The 17,115-nt window shown below is 65.5% G+C and carries 15 protein-coding genes; 9 read left to right on the top strand and 6 right to left on the bottom strand.

Features of this window, described 5'->3' with window-relative positions; translation table 11 throughout:
* Positions 1 to 278: 278 nt before the first annotated feature.
* Positions 279 to 2,993: a M1 family metallopeptidase gene (locus tag ABNS06_RS00090; RefSeq protein WP_348671814.1), complete on the top strand. Its 2,715-nt coding sequence runs from the start codon at positions 279 to 281 to the stop codon at positions 2,991 to 2,993.
* Between the two features lie 99 nt (positions 2,994 to 3,092).
* Positions 3,093 to 3,569, top strand: coding sequence for a hypothetical protein (locus ABNS06_RS00085; protein ID WP_348671812.1), 477 nt, complete (start codon positions 3,093 to 3,095; stop codon positions 3,567 to 3,569).
* A gap of 21 nt (positions 3,570 to 3,590) precedes the next feature.
* Here the strand turns inward: ABNS06_RS00085 and fsa are convergent, their stop codons facing one another.
* Positions 3,591 to 4,235 carry a fructose-6-phosphate aldolase gene (gene fsa / locus ABNS06_RS00080; protein WP_348671811.1) on the bottom strand — a complete coding sequence of 215 codons (645 nt, stop codon included), beginning with the start codon at positions 4,233 to 4,235 and terminating at the stop codon, positions 3,591 to 3,593.
* A 245-nt stretch (positions 4,236 to 4,480) separates the two neighbouring features.
* Here fsa and ABNS06_RS00075 point away from each other — a divergent pair, with 245 nt between their 5' ends.
* Complete coding sequence (locus tag ABNS06_RS00075; protein WP_348671810.1) at positions 4,481 to 5,164, top strand: hypothetical protein; 684 nt, start codon at positions 4,481 to 4,483, stop codon at positions 5,162 to 5,164.
* Between the two features lie 47 nt (positions 5,165 to 5,211).
* Here ABNS06_RS00075 and bfr read toward each other — a convergent pair whose 3' ends face one another.
* Entirely contained in the window at positions 5,212 to 5,712 is a 501-nt protein-coding gene (gene bfr / locus ABNS06_RS00070) for a bacterioferritin (protein ID WP_348671808.1), read from the bottom strand.
* A 268-nt stretch (positions 5,713 to 5,980) separates the two neighbouring features.
* On the opposite strand from bfr, the gene ABNS06_RS00065 reads away from it, so the two are divergent.
* Entirely contained in the window at positions 5,981 to 6,757 is a 777-nt protein-coding gene (locus tag ABNS06_RS00065; protein WP_348671806.1) for a ferredoxin--NADP reductase, read from the top strand.
* A 3-nt stretch (positions 6,758 to 6,760) separates the two neighbouring features.
* On the opposite strand, the gene ABNS06_RS00060 is transcribed toward ABNS06_RS00065, so the two are convergent.
* Positions 6,761 to 11,128: a DEAD/DEAH box helicase gene (locus ABNS06_RS00060; RefSeq protein ID WP_348671805.1), complete on the bottom strand. Its 4,368-nt coding sequence runs from the start codon at positions 11,126 to 11,128 to the stop codon at positions 6,761 to 6,763.
* Between the two features lie 96 nt (positions 11,129 to 11,224).
* Positions 11,225 to 11,980 (bottom strand): SDR family oxidoreductase, encoded by a 756-nt coding sequence (locus ABNS06_RS00055; protein WP_348671803.1) that lies wholly within the window; start codon positions 11,978 to 11,980, stop codon positions 11,225 to 11,227.
* Between the two features lie 101 nt (positions 11,981 to 12,081).
* Between ABNS06_RS00055 and ABNS06_RS00050 the strand changes: the two genes are divergently transcribed.
* The 4 genes from ABNS06_RS00050 to ABNS06_RS00035 are packed head-to-tail and all read left to right on the top strand — an operon-like array spanning position 12,082 to position 15,315.
* Positions 12,082 to 12,990, top strand: coding sequence for an AraC family transcriptional regulator (locus tag ABNS06_RS00050; RefSeq protein ID WP_348671801.1), 909 nt, complete (start codon positions 12,082 to 12,084; stop codon positions 12,988 to 12,990).
* Between the two features lie 43 nt (positions 12,991 to 13,033).
* Positions 13,034 to 14,056: a medium chain dehydrogenase/reductase family protein gene (locus tag ABNS06_RS00045; protein ID WP_348671799.1), complete on the top strand. Its 1,023-nt coding sequence runs from the start codon at positions 13,034 to 13,036 to the stop codon at positions 14,054 to 14,056.
* 33 nt (positions 14,057 to 14,089) lie between these two features.
* Positions 14,090 to 14,683: a VOC family protein gene (locus tag ABNS06_RS00040; RefSeq protein ID WP_348671798.1), complete on the top strand. Its 594-nt coding sequence runs from the start codon at positions 14,090 to 14,092 to the stop codon at positions 14,681 to 14,683.
* Positions 14,680 to 15,315 (top strand): hypothetical protein, encoded by a 636-nt coding sequence (locus tag ABNS06_RS00035; protein ID WP_348671797.1) that lies wholly within the window; start codon positions 14,680 to 14,682, stop codon positions 15,313 to 15,315. Before ABNS06_RS00040 ends, ABNS06_RS00035 begins: the two co-directional genes overlap by 4 nt.
* A gap of 27 nt (positions 15,316 to 15,342) precedes the next feature.
* Here ABNS06_RS00035 and ABNS06_RS00030 read toward each other — a convergent pair whose 3' ends face one another.
* Both ABNS06_RS00030 and ABNS06_RS00025 read right to left on the bottom strand, forming a co-directional pair.
* Entirely contained in the window at positions 15,343 to 16,026 is a 684-nt protein-coding gene (locus ABNS06_RS00030) for a sterol desaturase family protein (protein ID WP_348671796.1), read from the bottom strand.
* A 1-nt stretch (position 16,027) separates the two neighbouring features.
* The gene (locus ABNS06_RS00025) at positions 16,028 to 16,759 is read right to left on the bottom strand and encodes a GntR family transcriptional regulator (RefSeq protein WP_348671795.1); all 732 of its coding nucleotides are present in this window, start codon (positions 16,757 to 16,759) and stop codon (positions 16,028 to 16,030) included.
* Positions 16,760 to 16,888: 129 nt separating this feature from the next.
* Here ABNS06_RS00025 and ABNS06_RS00020 point away from each other — a divergent pair.
* Positions 16,889 to 17,115 (top strand): hypothetical protein (locus tag ABNS06_RS00020; RefSeq protein ID WP_348671793.1); only part of this gene is annotated, 227 nt, incomplete at its 3' end.

Here is a 17,115-nt window from a genome sequence, read left to right as displayed (position 1 = left end):
TGCGCATCATGTTCGACTCCTGTCGATGAGGTTCGGTCTGGGGTTAAGGACCGGCAAAGATCTCTGAATTTCCTAAGATCGCCACATTCGCGATGGGCGGACACGTCTGCGGGGCCGCCGTGCGCCTGTGCGGTCGCGTCGACGTTTGGTTACATTCTGGCATCCCGCGTGTGGTGTCTGGCGACCGGGGTGTCGATTCGATTCAAGCAAGCACGGAGCTGAGGATGAAACCTGGCATGAGCCGTTGGGCCGTTTTTTTGCTCGGAGCGTGCGGTGCGGTGCTGTTGGCCGGCTGTGGCGGCTCCGATGATGCGACCTCGGCCGGTGATGCCGCCGCGCCGGCCGGATGGTCGACGCCGTCGTCCGACACCCCGGTGCGAGAGCAATCGGTGCCACTGGGGCGGCTCGGCGAGGCTGTCGTGCCCACCGCGTATGCCCTGAACCTGAGCATCGATCCCGACACCGACGGCTTCTCCGGGCGTGTGGTCATCGATGTGCGGCTCACCGAGCCGGTCGACGAGATTTACCTGCACGGCAAGAACCTGACGGTGTCCGCCGCCACGCTCAGCGCCGGGGACACATTGATCGCGGCGGAGTACGAGCAGGTTGACGACAGCGGTGTTGCTCGTCTGAGCCTGCCGATTCCGGTATCCGCCGGACAGGCGAGGCTGACCATCGACTACAGCGCCGCGTTCAGCGATTCGCTGGACGGGCTCTACAAGGTCGTGGAGAACGACCGCGCCTACGCCTTCACCCAGTTCGAGGCGATCTCGGCGCGCCTGGCTTTCCCCTGTTTCGACGAGCCGCGCTTCAAGGTGCCCTTCGATCTGGCGGTTTCGGCGGGGGCGGATAACATCGTCATCAGCTCCACGCCCACGCGTCGTACCGAGACCGCGGTGGACGGAGCCGTCCGGCACGTGTTCGAGAGGACGCCGCCGCTTCCGACCTATCTGATCGCCTTCGTGGTCGGCCCGCTGGATATCAACGACGCCGGCGGATTGCCGCCGAATGACATTCGCGACGAGCCGCTGCCGCTGCGTGGCGCCGCCGCCGCGGGCAAGGGACCGGATCTCCAGTTCGCGCTGGACAACACCGGCCCGCTGCTGGACGGGCTGGAGGCCTACTTCGGCCTCCCGCATCCGTATCCCAAGCTGGACATCATCGCCGCCCCCGATTTCGCCTACGGCGCGATGGAGAACGTCGGAGCAATCATTTATCGGGAGCAGCGGTTGCTGCTGGACGAGCATGCCTCGAAGATGCTGCGCCGGGCGTACGGTGTCACGCATGCCCATGAACTGGCCCACCAGTGGTTTGGCAATCTGGTGACCCCTGCCTGGTGGGACGACATCTGGCTGAACGAGGCCTTCGCGACCTGGTTGTCTTACAAGATCGCCGATCAGTGGGATCCGCAGCTGGGCGTGCCGCTGGAGTTGCAGCGTCGTGCGCTGGACACGATGACCATCGACTCGCTGGCCTCCACGCGCCAGATCCGGCAGCCGATCGAGGCGAACGACGACATCAGCAACGCCTTCGACGGCATCACCTACCGCAAGGGTGGCGCGGTGTTGTCGATGTTCGAGCGCTTCGTCGGCGAAGCGGCGTTCCGGGACGGCGTCCGGCTGCACATGACGCGGCATGCCAATGACGTCGCCACCGCCGACGACTTCATGCAGTCGATCGCCGATGGCAGCGAGGACCAGCGCGTCGTCCCGGCCTTCCGCAGCTTTCTGGAGCAGCCCGGCGTACCGCTGGTGCGCGCGGCGCTGGACTGCGCCGATGAGCCGACGCTGATTCTGGAGCAGGAACGCTACCGACCCCTGGGCTCGGCCATCGACACGCCGGGGCAGTGGCAGGTGCCCGTCTGTTATCGGGTACTGGCCGACGGCCAGACTGAAGCGCGGTGCCATCTGCTGACCGAACCCCGTGCCGAACTGCGGCTGCAGAGCTGTCCCGACGCCGTGCTGCCCAACAGCGCCGGCGCCGGGTATTACCGCTGGACCCTGCCGGAAGCGCAGTGGGCTGCCCTGCTGGATCGCATCGATGAACTGTCGGCGGCGGAACAGCTGTCGCTGGTCGACAATCTGGATGCGGCGTTTCGCGCAGGCGCGCTGGAATTCTCGACGTTGAAGGCCGCGTTGCCGACCCTGGCCGCGCAACCGAACTGGGAGGTGGCCACCCGCCTGCGCAAGTCCTGGGCAAAGATCCAGGATCGGCTGGTTGAGGATGCCACCCGGGCGGCGATGCGGTCGGCGCTGACCGAGGCGTACCTGCCGCGCTTCGAGGCGCAGCTAGGCCTGCGGCCTGATCCCGGTGAATCCAGCAACGATGCGCAGTTGCGTGGCGAACTGGCCGAACTGCTGGTGCGGGACGGCGATGCGCCGGACCTGCGCGCCCGGCTGGCCGCGGCCGCCGATCGCTACATCGGGCCGGCGGATGACCTGCCCGATCCCTCGGCGCTGGTCAGCGATATCGTCGAGCCCGCGCTGGAGGCCGGCGTGATCGAGTACGGAGAGGCGTTCGCCGAGCGTCTGTGGGCTCGCTTCGAGGCCAGTACCGATGCCGTGTTGCGTGAGCGCATCCTGACCGCGTTGGCCCGTGCCCCGCAGCCGGCGATCGCGGCCCGGGTGCGCGAGCGCGCGCTCACCGAACTGCTTCGCAGCAACGAGCTGGTGCATGTCATGCGGCAGCAGTTCGAGTCCGCCGAAACCCGAACGGCGGCGTGGGACTGGCTGAGGGAGTCGCTGGACGCGATCAAGGCGCGGATTCCGGAGTCGGCCCACGGCCAGCTTGTGGAGCGCACCAAGCATTTCTGCACGCCATCGCGACGTGACGAGGTGGTCGCGTTCTTCGAGCCGAAGCTCGATGAGCTGTTCGGAGCGCCGAGGCTCTACGCGCAAAGCCTGGAGCAGATCGACCTTTGTCTGGCGCTCAGGCAGGCGCGGGGCGACAGCGTGGTGGCCGCGATGGCGGCACCCGCTGACGGCGGCGAGTAGGCTGCGGGACTGCGTCCGGCGTCGCCGGTTTCCGACCAGCGGGGTTCTCGCGTGGCGTAAATGTTGCAGTGCGATTGGCTGGGTTCCATGGAGAGGGACATGGCCAGACCGCAGCGGGCTCCGATTCGATTCGACTTCGTCGGCGTGACGGACGCGCATCGACGAACGCTGATTTCGGCGCTCAACTCGGTTTCCGGGCAACTCGGTGTCGCGTTCGAGCACGTCAACGGGCAGGCCGGAGAGTTGCTGTTCGTCGGCGTGGACGATTTGCCGACCGTGCAGCGCTACACGCCGCCGAATGTCGCGGTGATTAGCTTCGGGGACAGGCGGACTCACGAGGGCGCGGATGTGGTCCGGCCGATCCGTGTCGCTCAGTTGACCACCGCCCTCGAGCGCGCCGTGGCGCATATCGATCAGGCCTCGGCCGATGCCGCGTCGGAGCAGGCCACCAGCGGCCGGCCTCGCATGTATCGCGGCGCGCCCGTCGAGGAAAGCCGTTCGGCGACCACGGCCGAGCGCGAACGTGATCAGAAGCCGAGAGCCGGCCTCGTCTATCGGGGCTCCCGGGTCGGCTAGATCATCCGGCCGGCGTCGCGTTCAGAGTCCGGCCTTCTTCCAGTCCGCGAGAAAGCGATCCAGGCCGCTGTCGGTCAGCGGGTGATTCAGCAGCTTGCCGAATATCGCCGCCGGTATGGTCGACGCATCCGCACCGGCGAGTGCGGCCTGAAGCACATGTTCCGGATGCCGGATGCTCGCGGCGAGCACCTTGGTGGTGAATCCGTAGTTGTCGAACACCTGGCGCAGGTCGCGGATCAGGTCCATGCCCGCCTGGCCGATGTCGTCCAGACGGCCAATGAACGGCGAGACGTAAGTCGCGCCGGCCTTGGCGGCGAGCAGGCCCTGGACCGCCGAGAAGCACAGGGTGACATTGGTCTTGATGCCTTCCTCGCTCAGCACGCGGCAGGCAGCGAGTCCGTCACGGGTCAGCGGCAGCTTGACCACGACGTGCTTGTGCAGCGCGGCGAGTTCGCGGGCCTGGGTCAGCATCGCTTCGGTGTCCAGCGCGGTGACCTCCGCGCTGACCGGGCCGCCGACCAGTTCGCAGATGGCGACCACGGTTTCGTGAAACGGCTTGCCGGTCTTGGCGACCAGCGACGGGTTGGTCGTGACACCATCCACCAGTCCGCCTGCGACACAGTGGCGCAATTCGTCGAGGTCGGCTGAGTCAATGAACAATTCCATTCGCGGGCTCTGGCATGTCAGTGGAGGGCGTCGATTGTAAGCGGAACGGCTGGCTGCGACCGTCCGCGGGGTCGGCGCATCCTGAGTCTGATGGCCGGGAGCTTCACCAATCTTTGGTTCGGGTGACCAAATCCGTATGCCGTGGCATCGGTGATGGTTCTTAACATGCTGAATTTTCTGGATAAAATTCTTGGCATGCACGATGCTCCCGGTTTCTGCACATCCACAGGAAGGGAGCAGCATTCATGATTCGACGTCAGCCTGTCTGGTTATCCGGTCTGGTCGCCTGCGCACTGGCGACTTCGGCCTGCGCGGGTTCGGTGGACATCGAACGCATCGACGACCCGAACGCCGACTTCAGTCTGGTGAACGGTTCGATCAAGATCGGGCCGAACAGCCGCGTCGGCGATCTGGAAACGGTCAACGGGTCGATTGCGCTGGGTGATTCCAGCCATGCCGCCGACATCGAGGTCGTCAACGGTTCCATCACGCTGGGCCAGGGCGTCACGGTGGACGGCATCGAGTCCGTCAACGGCGGCATCCGGTCGGGTGACGGCCTCACGGTTCGCGAAGGCGTGGAATCGGTGAACGGCGACATCCGCCTGGGTTCCGGCGCCACGGTCAAGGATGGCATCGAGACCGTGAACGGCGACATCAGCTTCACCCGTTCGCGTATCGAGGGCGGTATCGAGACGGTCAACAGCCCGCTGGACACGGGGACCGACTCGGTAATCGTCGGGGATATCGTCTACGAGTCCACCAAGGGCAGCAGCCGTCACGTGCCCAAGGTCGTACTCGGACCGGGGACGCGCGTGGAGGGTGATCTGAAGTTCTACCGCGAGGTGGATCTGCAAATGCACGACAGCGCCAAGGTTACCGGCACGATCAAGCGGGCCTGGCCCGGGGCCGGGGTGGCGATGTTGCTCTGAGGTTTGACGACCCGGGCACGGCGGGTGGACCGCCGTGCCCGCGATGCTTACATGGCCGGGTTCGGCTCCTGATTCGGATCGACGCCGACCTGGGTCTGAATGTAGTTCTGCTCGCCGACCTTGCCGATCAGCGACAGCTGGGTTTCCAGGAAGTCGATGTGGTCTTCCTCGGATTCCAGAATCTTCACGAACAGTTCGCGTGACACGTAGTCACCGACCGCCTCGCAATGCGCGACGGCATCCTTGTACAGCGGATGCGCCTGCATCTCGATCTTGAGATCGCATTCGAGGATTTCCTGGACGTTCTCGCCGATGAACAGCTTGCCGAGATCCTGCAGGTTCGGCAGGCCGCCGAGAAACAGAATGCGCTGGATCAGCGCATCGGCATGCTTCATCTCGTCGATGGATTCCTCGTATTCCTTCTTCGCCAGCTCGTAGATGCCCCAGTCCTGGAGCATGCGTGAGTGGAGGAAGTACTGATTGATCGCCGTCAGCTCGTTCTTGAGACCGGCGTTCAGATATTCGATGACCTTGCTGTCGCCTTTCATGGCAGCTCTCCTGTCGCCGGGGTACCCGCGTCTGGATGTGAATTTTGCGTGAGGATACGGGTGCGATTGCGACTATGCAAGCTAACTGATTGATTTTACGGAAAAATTTAAATGATTTGCGGAAGCGTTCTCATTTGGAGAAACCCGAGAACGGCGCTCCGGGCATCGACAAGCGTTTGATCGATATAACAAAAGCGAATGCCGCATTGCAGCACCGCGTTGCCAACCCTAAAGTCGCGCTTCCAATTTCCTCCGCACAGGCGTAGCCATGGCAGCCGTAGCACCCGAAACCGTGCTCAGCGTCCATCACTGGAACGACACGCTTTTCAGCTTCACCACCACTCGTGACGAGGCGTTGCGATTCCGCAACGGCCAGTTCGTCATGGTCGGGCTGGACCTGGAAGGCAAGAAGCTCATGCGTGCCTATTCCATCGCCAGCGCCAATCACGAGGACGTTCTCGAGTTCTTCAGCATCAAGGTGCAGGACGGTCCGCTCACATCGCGCTTGCAGCACCTGAAGTCCGGCGATGAGATTCTGGTCAGCCGCAAGCCCACCGGCACCCTGGTGCTGGACGACCTGAATCCGGGCAAGAACCTCTGGCTGCTGGGCACCGGTACCGGTCTGGCGCCGTTCCTGAGCCTGATCAAGGATCCGGAATGCTACGAGCGTTTCGAAAAGGTGATCGTGGTTCACGGTGTGCGCTACCAGAACGATCTGGCGTATCGCCAGGTGCTGGAGCACGAACTCAGGGAGCATGAATACCTGGGCGAGCTGGTCGGCGACCAGTTGATCTACTACCCGACGGTCACGCGCGAGGAGTTCCACAATCGCGGCCGCATCACCGATCTGATTCGTTCGAACAAGCTGACCGAGGACCTTGGCCTGCCGCCCATGAACCCGGAGGATGACCGCGCGATGCTTTGCGGCAGCCCGGGCATGCTGAAGGACACGGCATCGATTCTGGACGAGCGCGGCTTCACCATCTCGCCCGGCATCGGCGAGCCGGGTGACTACGTGATCGAACGCGCCTTCGTCGAGAAATAGACGCTACTGTGGCCGCGTGGTCGGCGGTGCCGACTGCGCGGTGCCGCGAATCAGCAGCGTGTGCGCGTCCCAGCTTCGGGCCGCGTCCATCTCCGTCAGTAACTGCACGTCGCCCCCGCTGCGGGTGGCCACCGGCGTGCCGTTGCTGAACAGCACCCGATTGCCCGGGGTTCGCGCGACCTTGTCACCGGGAGTGAGGATGCCGACCAGGTTCAGCGGGTCGGCCGCCGAGATCGACACGTACTCCGGCGTCCCGTCGTCGGCGGACGGCAGTGTGCGGAGGCTGGTCGCCGCCTCCGGCAGCGCGAACTGCTCGCCGGAAAACCCGCTGACGAAACGACCGCCGCGAATCTCGCCGCGTGCCTCCAGCCGTCGGTAGACGTAATAAAGGTCTCGCCAGGGCGGCAGGCCGTCCTCGCGTTCCAGCATTTTTCGGAACACCACGCCGTAGCGGGCGAGCAGTGTGCGGGCGATGTGCTCGACATGCGGTTCGGCCAGCGCGGTGTCATCAGTAGTGGCCCGGCGCTGCCGCGTCAGCGACCAGCGGCCCGACTCGTCCAGGTCCAGCGCGCGCACCGAGGCGCGACGCCTTGGCCGCCCCCGCTTTTTCGATGACGGTTGGAGCAGGGCGCGCAGTCCGGCGAAGGAATCGCAGGTCACCAGCCCCTGGCTCACCAGCTCGCCCAGCGCGGTTTCCAGTTCGGCGCCGAGCAGGCCGGTGTCGGCCAGCAGGTCGGAATGAAAGCTGGCGCCGTGCGTCTTCAGCGCTTCCAGCGCGCGCTCGGCGCGCGGCGAGAGTTCCGGGCCGGATTCGGCCGTCTGGTCCGGCCGCTGCCAGTGCCCCAGATGTTCGCGGGTGCTCCAGAAGATGGGCGTAGTGCGAATCGGTCCGGCCTTGCGGCGGCCGTCATCGCCGGCCGATGCGCGTCGTGCCCAGGTCACGCGTCCGGCGGCGCAATGGCGGTCCAGCATCATCGGCAGATAGTCACCGATGCGGGCCGGCAGGATGTCCTGTTCCCAGGCCATGGCCGGTGCCGGAAAGCCTTCGAGTTGCTGGAGCACGGCGAGCAGTGCCTGATCACCCGTGCGCCGGGTGTCGGACTCGCCATCGCGGCGGGCCACGCCCTGCCAGCGGAACAGAAAGCGGAGGAACTGGGTCGGCGCGACGGCCTGGATCTCCGCCCGCCGCGTATCGCGGGTGTAGCGGTGAATGCGGGCGAGCAGGCGGCGATCACACCATTCCGACGCGTCCGGCCCCGTGAATGCGCCGCGCATCACCGCGCCTTCGGCCTCCAGTTGCAGCAGCGCGATTTCGACGCGACTGAATTCCATGCCGAGCTGGCGGGCCAGCGCGGCGATGGACACCGGCCCCAGCAATTCCATGCGGCTGCGGATGATCTCGCGCAACGCGTCGTCCGCGTCCGATGCGTCCTTGCCGACTGGCTGGATCGTCGGCGACAGCGTCGCATCAGGAAGCAGGGCGAGAAAGCCATGCAATCGTTCGGCTGCGACATGCAGCGTGACGCCGCCGGGTGTCGTCAGCCGCGTGGCGCGTGACTGCGCGTGCAGATGCGCGAGCATGGGCTCGGCCGGCGCGGTCACCTCATCGGCGGTCAGGCAGCCAAAGGTCAGCATCGCGTCATGCAACTCGTCCGCGTTGCCGATGCCGGGCTGGGCCTCGTCGCGTACGCGGGCGATGGCCTCCGGGTCCAGCCGGCCAATGTCGGCGGCGGTGCGCAGGTCCATGAGCGGCCGGGTGCTGATGGCGCGGGTGCGGCGTTCCTCGGCCTCGCCGTCATCCAGGAAGGTATAGGGCTTGGCGTGGATGATGGCGTGCGCGAGCGGGGAGGGCGCGGCCAGGTCGCGGCAGACGACGCGGACCTCGCCGGCCTCGATCCGGGACAGCAGCCGTTCCAGCCCGCCGATATCCATGACCTCGTTGAGGCAGTCGTACAGCGTCTGCTGCACCAGCGGGTGGTCCGGCACCTCGCGCGGGCCGCTCAGATTTTCGGCGCAGGCGACCTGGTCGGGGAATACGACCGTGAGCAGGTCCTCGGCATCCGAGCGCTGGAACTGCGGCGGCACCTTCTTGCCTCCGTTCATGCGTCGGATGGCCAGCGCGGACGTCGCCGCCCAGCGCCAGCGGGTCGGGAACATCGGCGCGTCGAGTAGCGCCTGGATCAGCACGTCTCGCACCGAGGCGGACTTCAGATAGCCGCTGACATCCTCCAGGGCGAAGCTGTGGGTCGGGCCCAGCGACAGCACGATGCTGTCGTCCAGTGCGCTGGCCTGCAGCTCGAAGTTGAACTGGCGGCAGAAGCGCTTGCGCAGCGCCAGCCCCCAGGCGCGGTTGAGCCGCGAACCGTAGGGCGAATGGATCACCAGATGGGTGTCGCCGACATCATCGAAAAAGCGTTCGAAGACGATCGTCTCCAGCGTCGGCAGCACGCCCAGCGCGGTCCACGACGCGGCCAGGTAGTCGGTGAGCTGGTCGGCCGCGGCGGTTGGCAGGTGAATGTCTCGCACCAGCCAGTCGCGACAGGTTTCTATGTCTTCGGCGAGCTTGTCCGTCGCCGTGGCGCTTAGTGCCGAGACGGCGGCGCACAACTCGTCGGTACGGCCCAAGCCCTCGCCGAACCAGAATGGAATCGTCGGTGGCTGGCCGCCGGCGTCCTCGACCAGCACCTTGCCGGTCTCGACCTTGGCGATGCGATAAGAGGCGTTGCCGAGCTGGAAGATATCGCCGGGGATGGCCTCGAAGGCGAAATCTTCCCCGACCGTACCGATGCGATGGCCTTCCGGCAGCAGCACCACGTCGCTGTCGAACTGGTCCGGAATCACGCCGGCATTGGTGACGGCGGTGAGCTTGGCGCCGCGCCGCGGCCGCAACATTCGGTGCACGGCGTCGTAGTGCACATAGGCGCCGCGGCGGCCCCGCCGCGTGGCATAGCCCTCGGCCAGCATCTGCACGACCTGCTCGAAGCGCTCCAGGCTTAGTTCGCGATAGGGCTGGGCGCGGCGCAGTCGCTTGAACAGCCCGTCCAGCGACCACTCCTGGCAGCCGACTTCGGCGACGATCTGCTGCGCCAGCGCGTCCAGCGGCGCATCGGGAATGTGGATGCGGTCCAGGTCCTGCCGTTCGATGGCGTGCAGCAGCGCCGCCGATTCCAGCAGATCGTCCAGCGCCAGCGGAAACAGCCGGCCCTTGGGAATCGCGCCAATCCAGTGACCAGCGCGGCCGACACGTTGCAGGAACGCATTGATTGCCCGCGGCGAGCCGAGCTGGCAGACCAGATCGATATCGCCGATGTCGATGCCCAGCTCCAGCGAACTGGTCGCGACCAGCGCCTTGAGCTGACCGGTCTTCAGTCGCTGCTCGGCCTTGAGCCGGTGCTCGCGGGCCAGGCTGCCGTGATGCGCGGTGACGTGCTCCTCGCCAAGCCGCTCGGCCAGATGCTTGGCCGCCCGCTCCGCGACGCGGCGCTGGTTGACGAAGATCAGCGTGGTGCGGTGCTCGGCGATCAGCGCGGCGAGGCGGTCGTAGATTTCCTCCCAGACCTCGTTGGCCATCACCGCCGTCAGCGGCGAGTTCGGAATCTCCAATGCGAGGTCGCGTTCGCGCACGTGGCCGGTATCGATGATCTCGATGTCGTCACGCTGCGGCGCCGCCTCGCCGCCCATCAGGAAATCAGCCATCGTCGCCAGCGGCTTGACCGTCGCCGACAGGCCGATGCGCACCGGTGTACGCGGGCACAGCGCGGCCAGGCGTTCCAGCGACAGCATCAGATGCGCGCCGCGCTTGCTGCCCGCCACCGCGTGCAGCTCGTCGACGATGATCGTGCGCAGCGAGCCGAACATGCGGCGGCCGCGATCGGAGGTGAGGAGAATGAACAGCGACTCCGGCGTCGTCACCAGGATGTGCGGCGGGTTGCGGCGCATCCTGTCGCGTTCGGACTGTGGCGTGTCGCCGGTGCGCACCCCATCGCGGATGTCGACAACCGGATAGCCTAGCGCCGTCAGGTTCGCGCGGATGCCGGCCAGCGGCTCCTGCAGGTTCTTCTGGATGTCGTTGGACAACGCCTTGAGCGGCGACACGTAAAGCACGTGGACCGAATTCTCCAGCCCCTGCGCGATGCCGGCCTCGACCAGATCGTTGATCGCCGACAAAAACGCCGCCAGCGTCTTGCCGGAACCGGTGGGCGCCGCGATCAGCGCATTGCGATGCTCCGCCGTAACCGTCCAGGCGCGCGTCTGCACCTCCGTCGGCTGGCCGAAGCGCGAACGCAGCCAGCCGGTGACGGCCGGGTGGAACAGGCCGTCGCGGTCGGCCTCGCGACCCACGCGTGGCTGGAAATCCAGATGCGTTTGCATGGTGCCCGACAGTCTACGCCATGGCTGTTGAAAAAATCAGTCGTGCAGGGTGCTCATCAGGTCGTGGCTCCTCTTCCCACGGCCCGGCGTTTACGACTACGGGGTACGTTGTCGCTGTGCCGCCAGGGCCACGGCGTCGGCCCCTGCGGGGAAGTGGAGTTCTTCCGAGCGGTCATTGATCGCACGCAGGATGGTTTCCGCGACATCCGATTCCCTGGTGAAGTCGGCGATGTCCGAAAATGACGCGAACACCTGACCGGCGTAGTCGCCGTAGGCGTCCGGCAGCAACCCCTGCATTCTCTGCTGGCCGTTGGAGGCAAAGGCTGTCGTCGGTCCGTAGCCCGGCTCCACGAGTTTCACGGCGATGTTGAACGGTCCCAGTTCATGGCGCAGGGAGGCGGTGAAGCCTTCAACGGCCGTCTTGCTGGCGCTGTAGACCGACACCAGGGGGTGCGGTGCCAGCGTCACCGAGGATGTGACGTTGATGATGGTTCCGGCTCCGCGTTCGCGAAACCCGGGAATGACCGCCTGGCACATGGCCATGACGCCGAATGTATTGGTCTCGAACACTTCCCGGATGGTCGCCATCGGTGTCGCTTCGAAGGCACCGAAGAGGCCGATGCCCGCGTTGTTCACCAGGACATCGACGGGGCCGCAAGCCTCGATGGTGGATGCGATGCTTTCTTCATTCGTGACGTCCAGAGCCAGCACGCGCAGGGTCTCCGAGGCGGGAAGGCGCTCGGGTCTTGGCGTTCGCATCGTCGCGATCACATTCCACCCCTGGACGTGAAGGTGGCGTGCCGTTTCCAGCCCGTAGCCGGAAGAGCAGCCGGTGACGAGGACGGTTTTCATGATGTGTTGCTCCTGGTTGATTGACCCGGAGCTCACGATAGATCAAGGTTTCAGGATGTTCGACGGCTAAAAGTCCTCATAAAATTCTCAAAAGTCCTGATGTGAGTGATCCGCTATCCCAGGTTGTGGAACTGCTGAGCCCGCGCGCGGCGTTTGCCAACGTCGTGAGTGGCAAGGGCAACTGGGCGGTGCACTACAGCGAGTTTGGCAAGCCCAGCTTTTGTGTCGTCCTTGAGGGCAGCTGCCGTCTCACGGTGCGCGGGCACGCACCGCTCGACATACGGGCCGGCGACTTCGTGCTGCTGCCGACGACGCCCGCATTCACCCTCTCGAGTTTCATCGCGGCCCCGCCTGTCCATTTCGATCCCGATCAGGTCGCCGGCGGAACTCAGGAACTGCGTTACGGTGAGCCGACGGGTTCGCCCGACATGCGGTCGCTTGGTGGTTCCTTCGAGTTCGATTCCGCGAACTCGTCGCTGCTGGTGTCGCTGTTGCCGGATGTTGTGCATGTCAGGGAATCCGCACGCCTGGCGCAGCTTGTACAGCTGGTTGGCGACGAGGCCAGTGGCCAGATGCCGGGTAGCGAGTTGATCCGCTCGCGCCTGATCGAGCTGATGCTCATCGAGGCGATGCGTGCCACGACGACGGGTGACGCGCCTCCAGGCCTGCTGAGAGGCTTGGGCGACAAGCGGCTTGCCATCGCGTTGAAGCAGATGCACGCGAACATTGCCCATGCCTGGACAGTCGAGCAGTTGGCAGCTGCCGCTTCGCTTTCCCGGTCCGCGTTTTTCGCACGGTTTTCGCGGAAACTGGGCATGGCGCCGAAGGCGTATCTGCATGCCTGGCGCATGGAGGTTGCCAAGGAGCGCCTGCGTCGACGTGACATGTCGGTGACCGAGGTGGCGGAATCAGTCGGCTACGGATCCGCCAGTGCATTCAGCGTCGCCTTCGCCCGGCATGTTGGTCTGTCCCCGGGACGGTATTCGCGTGGTGTCGAAGTGACAGGCTGATCGTCTAAGCTCCCGTGCATCGCGGCATGCAAGGAGAGCATCGATGCAACAGATCTGGATTCCGAAGGCCGGCGACCCTGACGTGCTGGAACTGCGCGAGGCGCCCGATCCGACGCCGGCACCCGGCGAGCTGCGGATTCGTGTCGCGGCCGCTGGCATCAATTTCGCCGACATCATGGGCCGGCTCGGCCTTTATCCCGATCTGCCGCCGATGCCTGTCGTGGTCGGCTACGAGGTCGCGGGGACCGTGGATGCGGTTGGCGATGGCGTCGATGCGTCGTGGGTGGGTCGCGAGGTGCTGGGGCTTTGCCGCTTCGGCGGATACAGCAGCCTAGTCTGCCTGCCGCAGATTCAGGTGCATGCGCTGCCGGAGGGGATGTCCCTGCTCGAGGCCGCGGCGATCCCGGTGAACTATCTGACGGCGTATCAGCTCGTCGAGGTCATGGGCGGCCTCAAGGCGCATGAGACGATGCTGGTGCACAGTGCCGGTGGTGGCGTGGGCATTGCGGCCACGCAGCTGGCGAAGCGGATCGGCGCCCGCGTGATCGGTACCGCGTCCGCCGGCAAGCACGCGCGGTTGCTGGAGATGGGCGTGGACGCCTGCATCGACTACCGCACCGAGGATTTCGAACTGCGCGTGCTGGAACTGACCGATGGACGTGGCGTGGAGCTGATCCTGGACGCGGTCGGTGGCAAGTCGTTCACCAAGGGGTTTCGTGCGTTGGCGCCGACCGGGCGGCTGGGCATGTTCGGCATGTCCAGCCTGGCGACCGGGCGCAGCAGCAAGATCGGCACGCTGATCCGTGCGCTGTCCGGCATGCCGCTCTTCGCGTTCAACCCGCTGCGGCTGATGAATGAGAACAAGGCGGTATTCGGCGTGAACATGGGCCACTTGTGGGACGAGGCGGCAATGGTCAATACCTGGCTGGATCGGCTGCTGGAGTACTACAGTGATGGAGCGATCCGGCCGCAGGTCGACCGCAGTTTCACCTTTGACGAGGCGGCCGCTGCGCATCGCTACATCCAGGATCGCAAGAACTTCGGCAAGGTGTTGCTGACGCCCTGACGTCGCACCCGAAGCCTCCCGACGGAGATCATCATGCGCTGGCGCGGCGTCAATCACGTGGAATTCTCGGTGCTCAAGTATGAGGAGTCCGTCGACTTCTACGACCGGATGTTCGGCTGGCTCGGGTACAGGAGCTTCTGGACGATGGATATCGGGTATCGGTCGACTTACTACATCGCGCGGTTTCCGCTTCCTCACAGCTACATCGGTATTCAGCCGGCGAAGTCAGGCGGCAGGTTGCATCACGAGGATCGCGCGACCGGCATTCACCACATCGCTTTGTGGGCGAGAAACCGCGGCGAGGTGGAAGCCTTCCACCGGAATTTCCTGATGGCCAACGACGTTCCCGTGACGGAGGAGCCGGCGGAATACGCCGTCTACGCGCCCGGTTACTACGCGGTGTTCTTCGATGATCCGATCAACGGGATTCACTGGGAGCTGGCGCATATACCGCGTCTGCCCGGGCCTCGTGCCTGGTGGCGGTTTCGCAGGGCGATGAAGGAACAGAGCGCGCGTCACCCCGAGTGGCGGGGCGCGGGCATGCAGCAGGCGATGCGGCCGCTGCCGGGACGCGACCGGGCCGCCCGGCGCCGGCCCGAGGCATCACGGAACGGGGATGAGCGATGACGTTGAGCGGGGGCAGGCACAAGGGATTTGGTGAGCTGCATTTTGGCGAGGAACGGCTGGAGGACGCCTACGTTGATTCCGTGATCCACGGCTTGCAGCGTGCGTATGTCATGTCGGGCGGCGGCTATGCCTCCGTGGCGATCTACCGGGAAGACGGCGATCCGGTCGATGACTACGACCGCGAGGAGCATTTCGTCTGGTTTCTGCTCGGCGCCCACCGGGTTGGCCCCGGGCGCTATTCGCTGGAGCTCACCATGCGCTTCTACCAGTTCGTCCGCTATCTGCGAGACGGCAACCGTCCGGGTGGGCAGAAGGACGAGGACGTCATGTTCGATCTGAGCGCGTCGGCCACGTCGGACACCGACTTCAGCCGCGGTGAGGTCGTGGGCGCGCTGCGCACCCTGGACCAGCTGCCTGTCTACACCGAACTGGCCGACGAGTATCAGCAACGGCTGTGGTTTCCGAAGTTCCTGCCCTGGGTGCCTCGCAATCACTGGTCCCGCGAAGTCATCGATCCGGAGGCAATCCGCTCCCCGTTCGAACCGGCGCGACTGGTCGAGGAGTTGTGCGGGATGCGCCAGTCGCTGTCGGCGGTCGACGTGGTGTTTCCCACCCTGCGGACAGGGCGCTGACGGCCATCCCGCGGGCGCGGCGCCGGATCAGCCAGGCTGTGTCGATTCCGCCGTGGCCATGCCGTTGACGTTGTAGACGGTCGGCGAGCGCGGCGCGTCGGCGGCGTCCGGCGCGGTGCCGAGCACCAGGTCGCCGATGCCGGTGGACACGCCCCACCACAGGTTCTCGTTGCGGAAGTGATGCAGCCGATGCATCCGCTGGCGGCGACGGTAGTACGACAGGGGCGGCGTCCAGCGCACATGCGCCATGAAGTGGCACCACTCGTAGTGCAAGGCCATGACGAAGAACATGGCCAGCGCGCCGGTGGCGAGTTCAACGGTGGGCATCAGTGTGTAGCCCAGCAGGAAGATCACCGGCACCACGGTCGGGAACACCTCCAGATTGATGGTGATGTCCGACAGGTCGTTCGGGGCCACGTGATGGTTGCGGTGCGAGCGGCCCACGTTCAGGTCGAGGGTCCGACCGAACAGGCGTGGCGGCTTCATGTGCAGCAGCTTCACGTGGATGACCCATTCGAAGAAGGGCCAGATCAGCAGGATGGCGAGTGGCGCGATCAGATCCGCCATGCGCCAGTTGCCCAGCCAGATTCGATAGCCGACCAGCCCTACCGCGAGCATCGTCAGGATGATCGGGCTGGCATTGCGGTAGAGCTCGCGCAGGGTTTCGCCCGCGGTGGTGGGCATCGGTGGTTTGGTCTTCTCGGTGCTCATGTCAGGTCCCCTCGAGATGCTGTTCATAAAGGGTCAGGAACTGGTTGATGGCCTGGCTGCTGGAGTCGATGTAGTCACGGGCGACGTCGAAGGCGGCCTCGCGCGCTCCGTTCCGAACGTGTTGCGCCATGGCTTCGAAGCTGTCGAGCCTGGAAAACTCGTCGGCCAGCATGCCGGTCATCAGCCGGGCGATCGGCTGGTAGGTCTTGCGCAGTGAGTTGAAGGCCAGCCGGTAGGCGATGTTGCCGCTGCCGTCGACCAGCACGTCCCAGAATTCCAGCGCCAGCGGCTGCAATTCGGCGGCGCCCGAGGCTGCGCGCATCTGCTGGACGATGGCATCCAGCCGATCCGCGACAGCAGCTCCGCCGTGCGTCGCGGCATCGGCGGCGATCTCCGGAGACAACACCTGGCGCATGCGGACCACGCCGCGGGCCACGCCGACCTGGATGCGGCCGGCGGCGTCGATCATCAGGCTGGCGAGCAATTCCGGTCCGGCCTGCGCCCGGTAGTCGCTGACCGTTGTGCCGCCGCCGTGGCGAACCTGGACCAGCCCGGCCTGCTGCAGCCGCTTGAGCGCCTCGCGCACGGCGTTGCGGCTCACGTCGAGCAGTTCGCACAGCGCGCGTTCGGCCGGCAGTTCCTCGCCGGGCTTGAGCTGCTGGCTGACGATGCGGTCGCGCAACTGGTTGAACACCACGTCGGAGACGGACTGTTTCTGAACGGCTTCGAACATCAGGGATTGGCTTGTTTGGTTCAATGGTTCTACCAGTGTACCATTCTATCGACAAGAGTCGACCTCCGTCGCATCGGCGGGAGGGCCGCGGAAGCGGTCGATGGAACGACCAGCGAGGAGACAAAGGGAATGAACACGCACACATGGGGTGTGCCGCACGGCCTGGGCGCATGGATCGCCTTGCCGATCGTGGTTTTGATGTGGGCCGCCGCGTTTCCGGCGCCGGCGCAATCCGGGCGAGACGCCGGACCGGGTTCGGCTGACGCGGAAGGCGCGGAGCGGACGCCCGAGGTGGTGGACGTGATTCCGCTGCCGGAACAGGAGCCCGAATCGGTGGTCCGCGCCCGGCGCCGCCC

Origin of the sequence: uncultured Abyssibacter sp., from assembly GCF_964000955.1 — a bacterium.
Lineage (GTDB): Bacteria > Pseudomonadota > Gammaproteobacteria > Nevskiales > OUC007 > Abyssibacter.
This window is presented reverse-complemented; position numbering and strand designations above follow the sequence as displayed.

Coding starts and splice junctions, on each gene's coding strand:
- ABNS06_RS00075 (WP_348671810.1), top strand. CDS start 4,481: ATGATTCGACGTCAGCCTGTCTGGTTATCCGGTCTGGTCGCCTGCGCA.
- ABNS06_RS00065 (WP_348671806.1), top strand. CDS start 5,981: ATGGCAGCCGTAGCACCCGAAACCGTGCTCAGCGTCCATCACTGGAAC.
- ABNS06_RS00030 (WP_348671796.1), bottom strand. CDS start 16,026: ATGAGCACCGAGAAGACCAAACCACCGATGCCCACCACCGCGGGCGAA.
- ABNS06_RS00025 (WP_348671795.1), bottom strand. CDS start 16,759: ATGTTCGAAGCCGTTCAGAAACAGTCCGTCTCCGACGTGGTGTTCAAC.
- ABNS06_RS00055 (WP_348671803.1), bottom strand. CDS start 11,980: ATGAAAACCGTCCTCGTCACCGGCTGCTCTTCCGGCTACGGGCTGGAA.
- fsa (WP_348671811.1), bottom strand. CDS start 4,235: ATGGAATTGTTCATTGACTCAGCCGACCTCGACGAATTGCGCCACTGT.
- ABNS06_RS00085 (WP_348671812.1), top strand. CDS start 3,093: ATGGCCAGACCGCAGCGGGCTCCGATTCGATTCGACTTCGTCGGCGTG.
- ABNS06_RS00035 (WP_348671797.1), top strand. CDS start 14,680: ATGACGTTGAGCGGGGGCAGGCACAAGGGATTTGGTGAGCTGCATTTT.
- ABNS06_RS00040 (WP_348671798.1), top strand. CDS start 14,090: ATGCGCTGGCGCGGCGTCAATCACGTGGAATTCTCGGTGCTCAAGTAT.
- bfr (WP_348671808.1), bottom strand. CDS start 5,712: ATGAAAGGCGACAGCAAGGTCATCGAATATCTGAACGCCGGTCTCAAG.
- ABNS06_RS00060 (WP_348671805.1), bottom strand. CDS start 11,128: ATGCAAACGCATCTGGATTTCCAGCCACGCGTGGGTCGCGAGGCCGAC.
- ABNS06_RS00045 (WP_348671799.1), top strand. CDS start 13,034: ATGCAACAGATCTGGATTCCGAAGGCCGGCGACCCTGACGTGCTGGAA.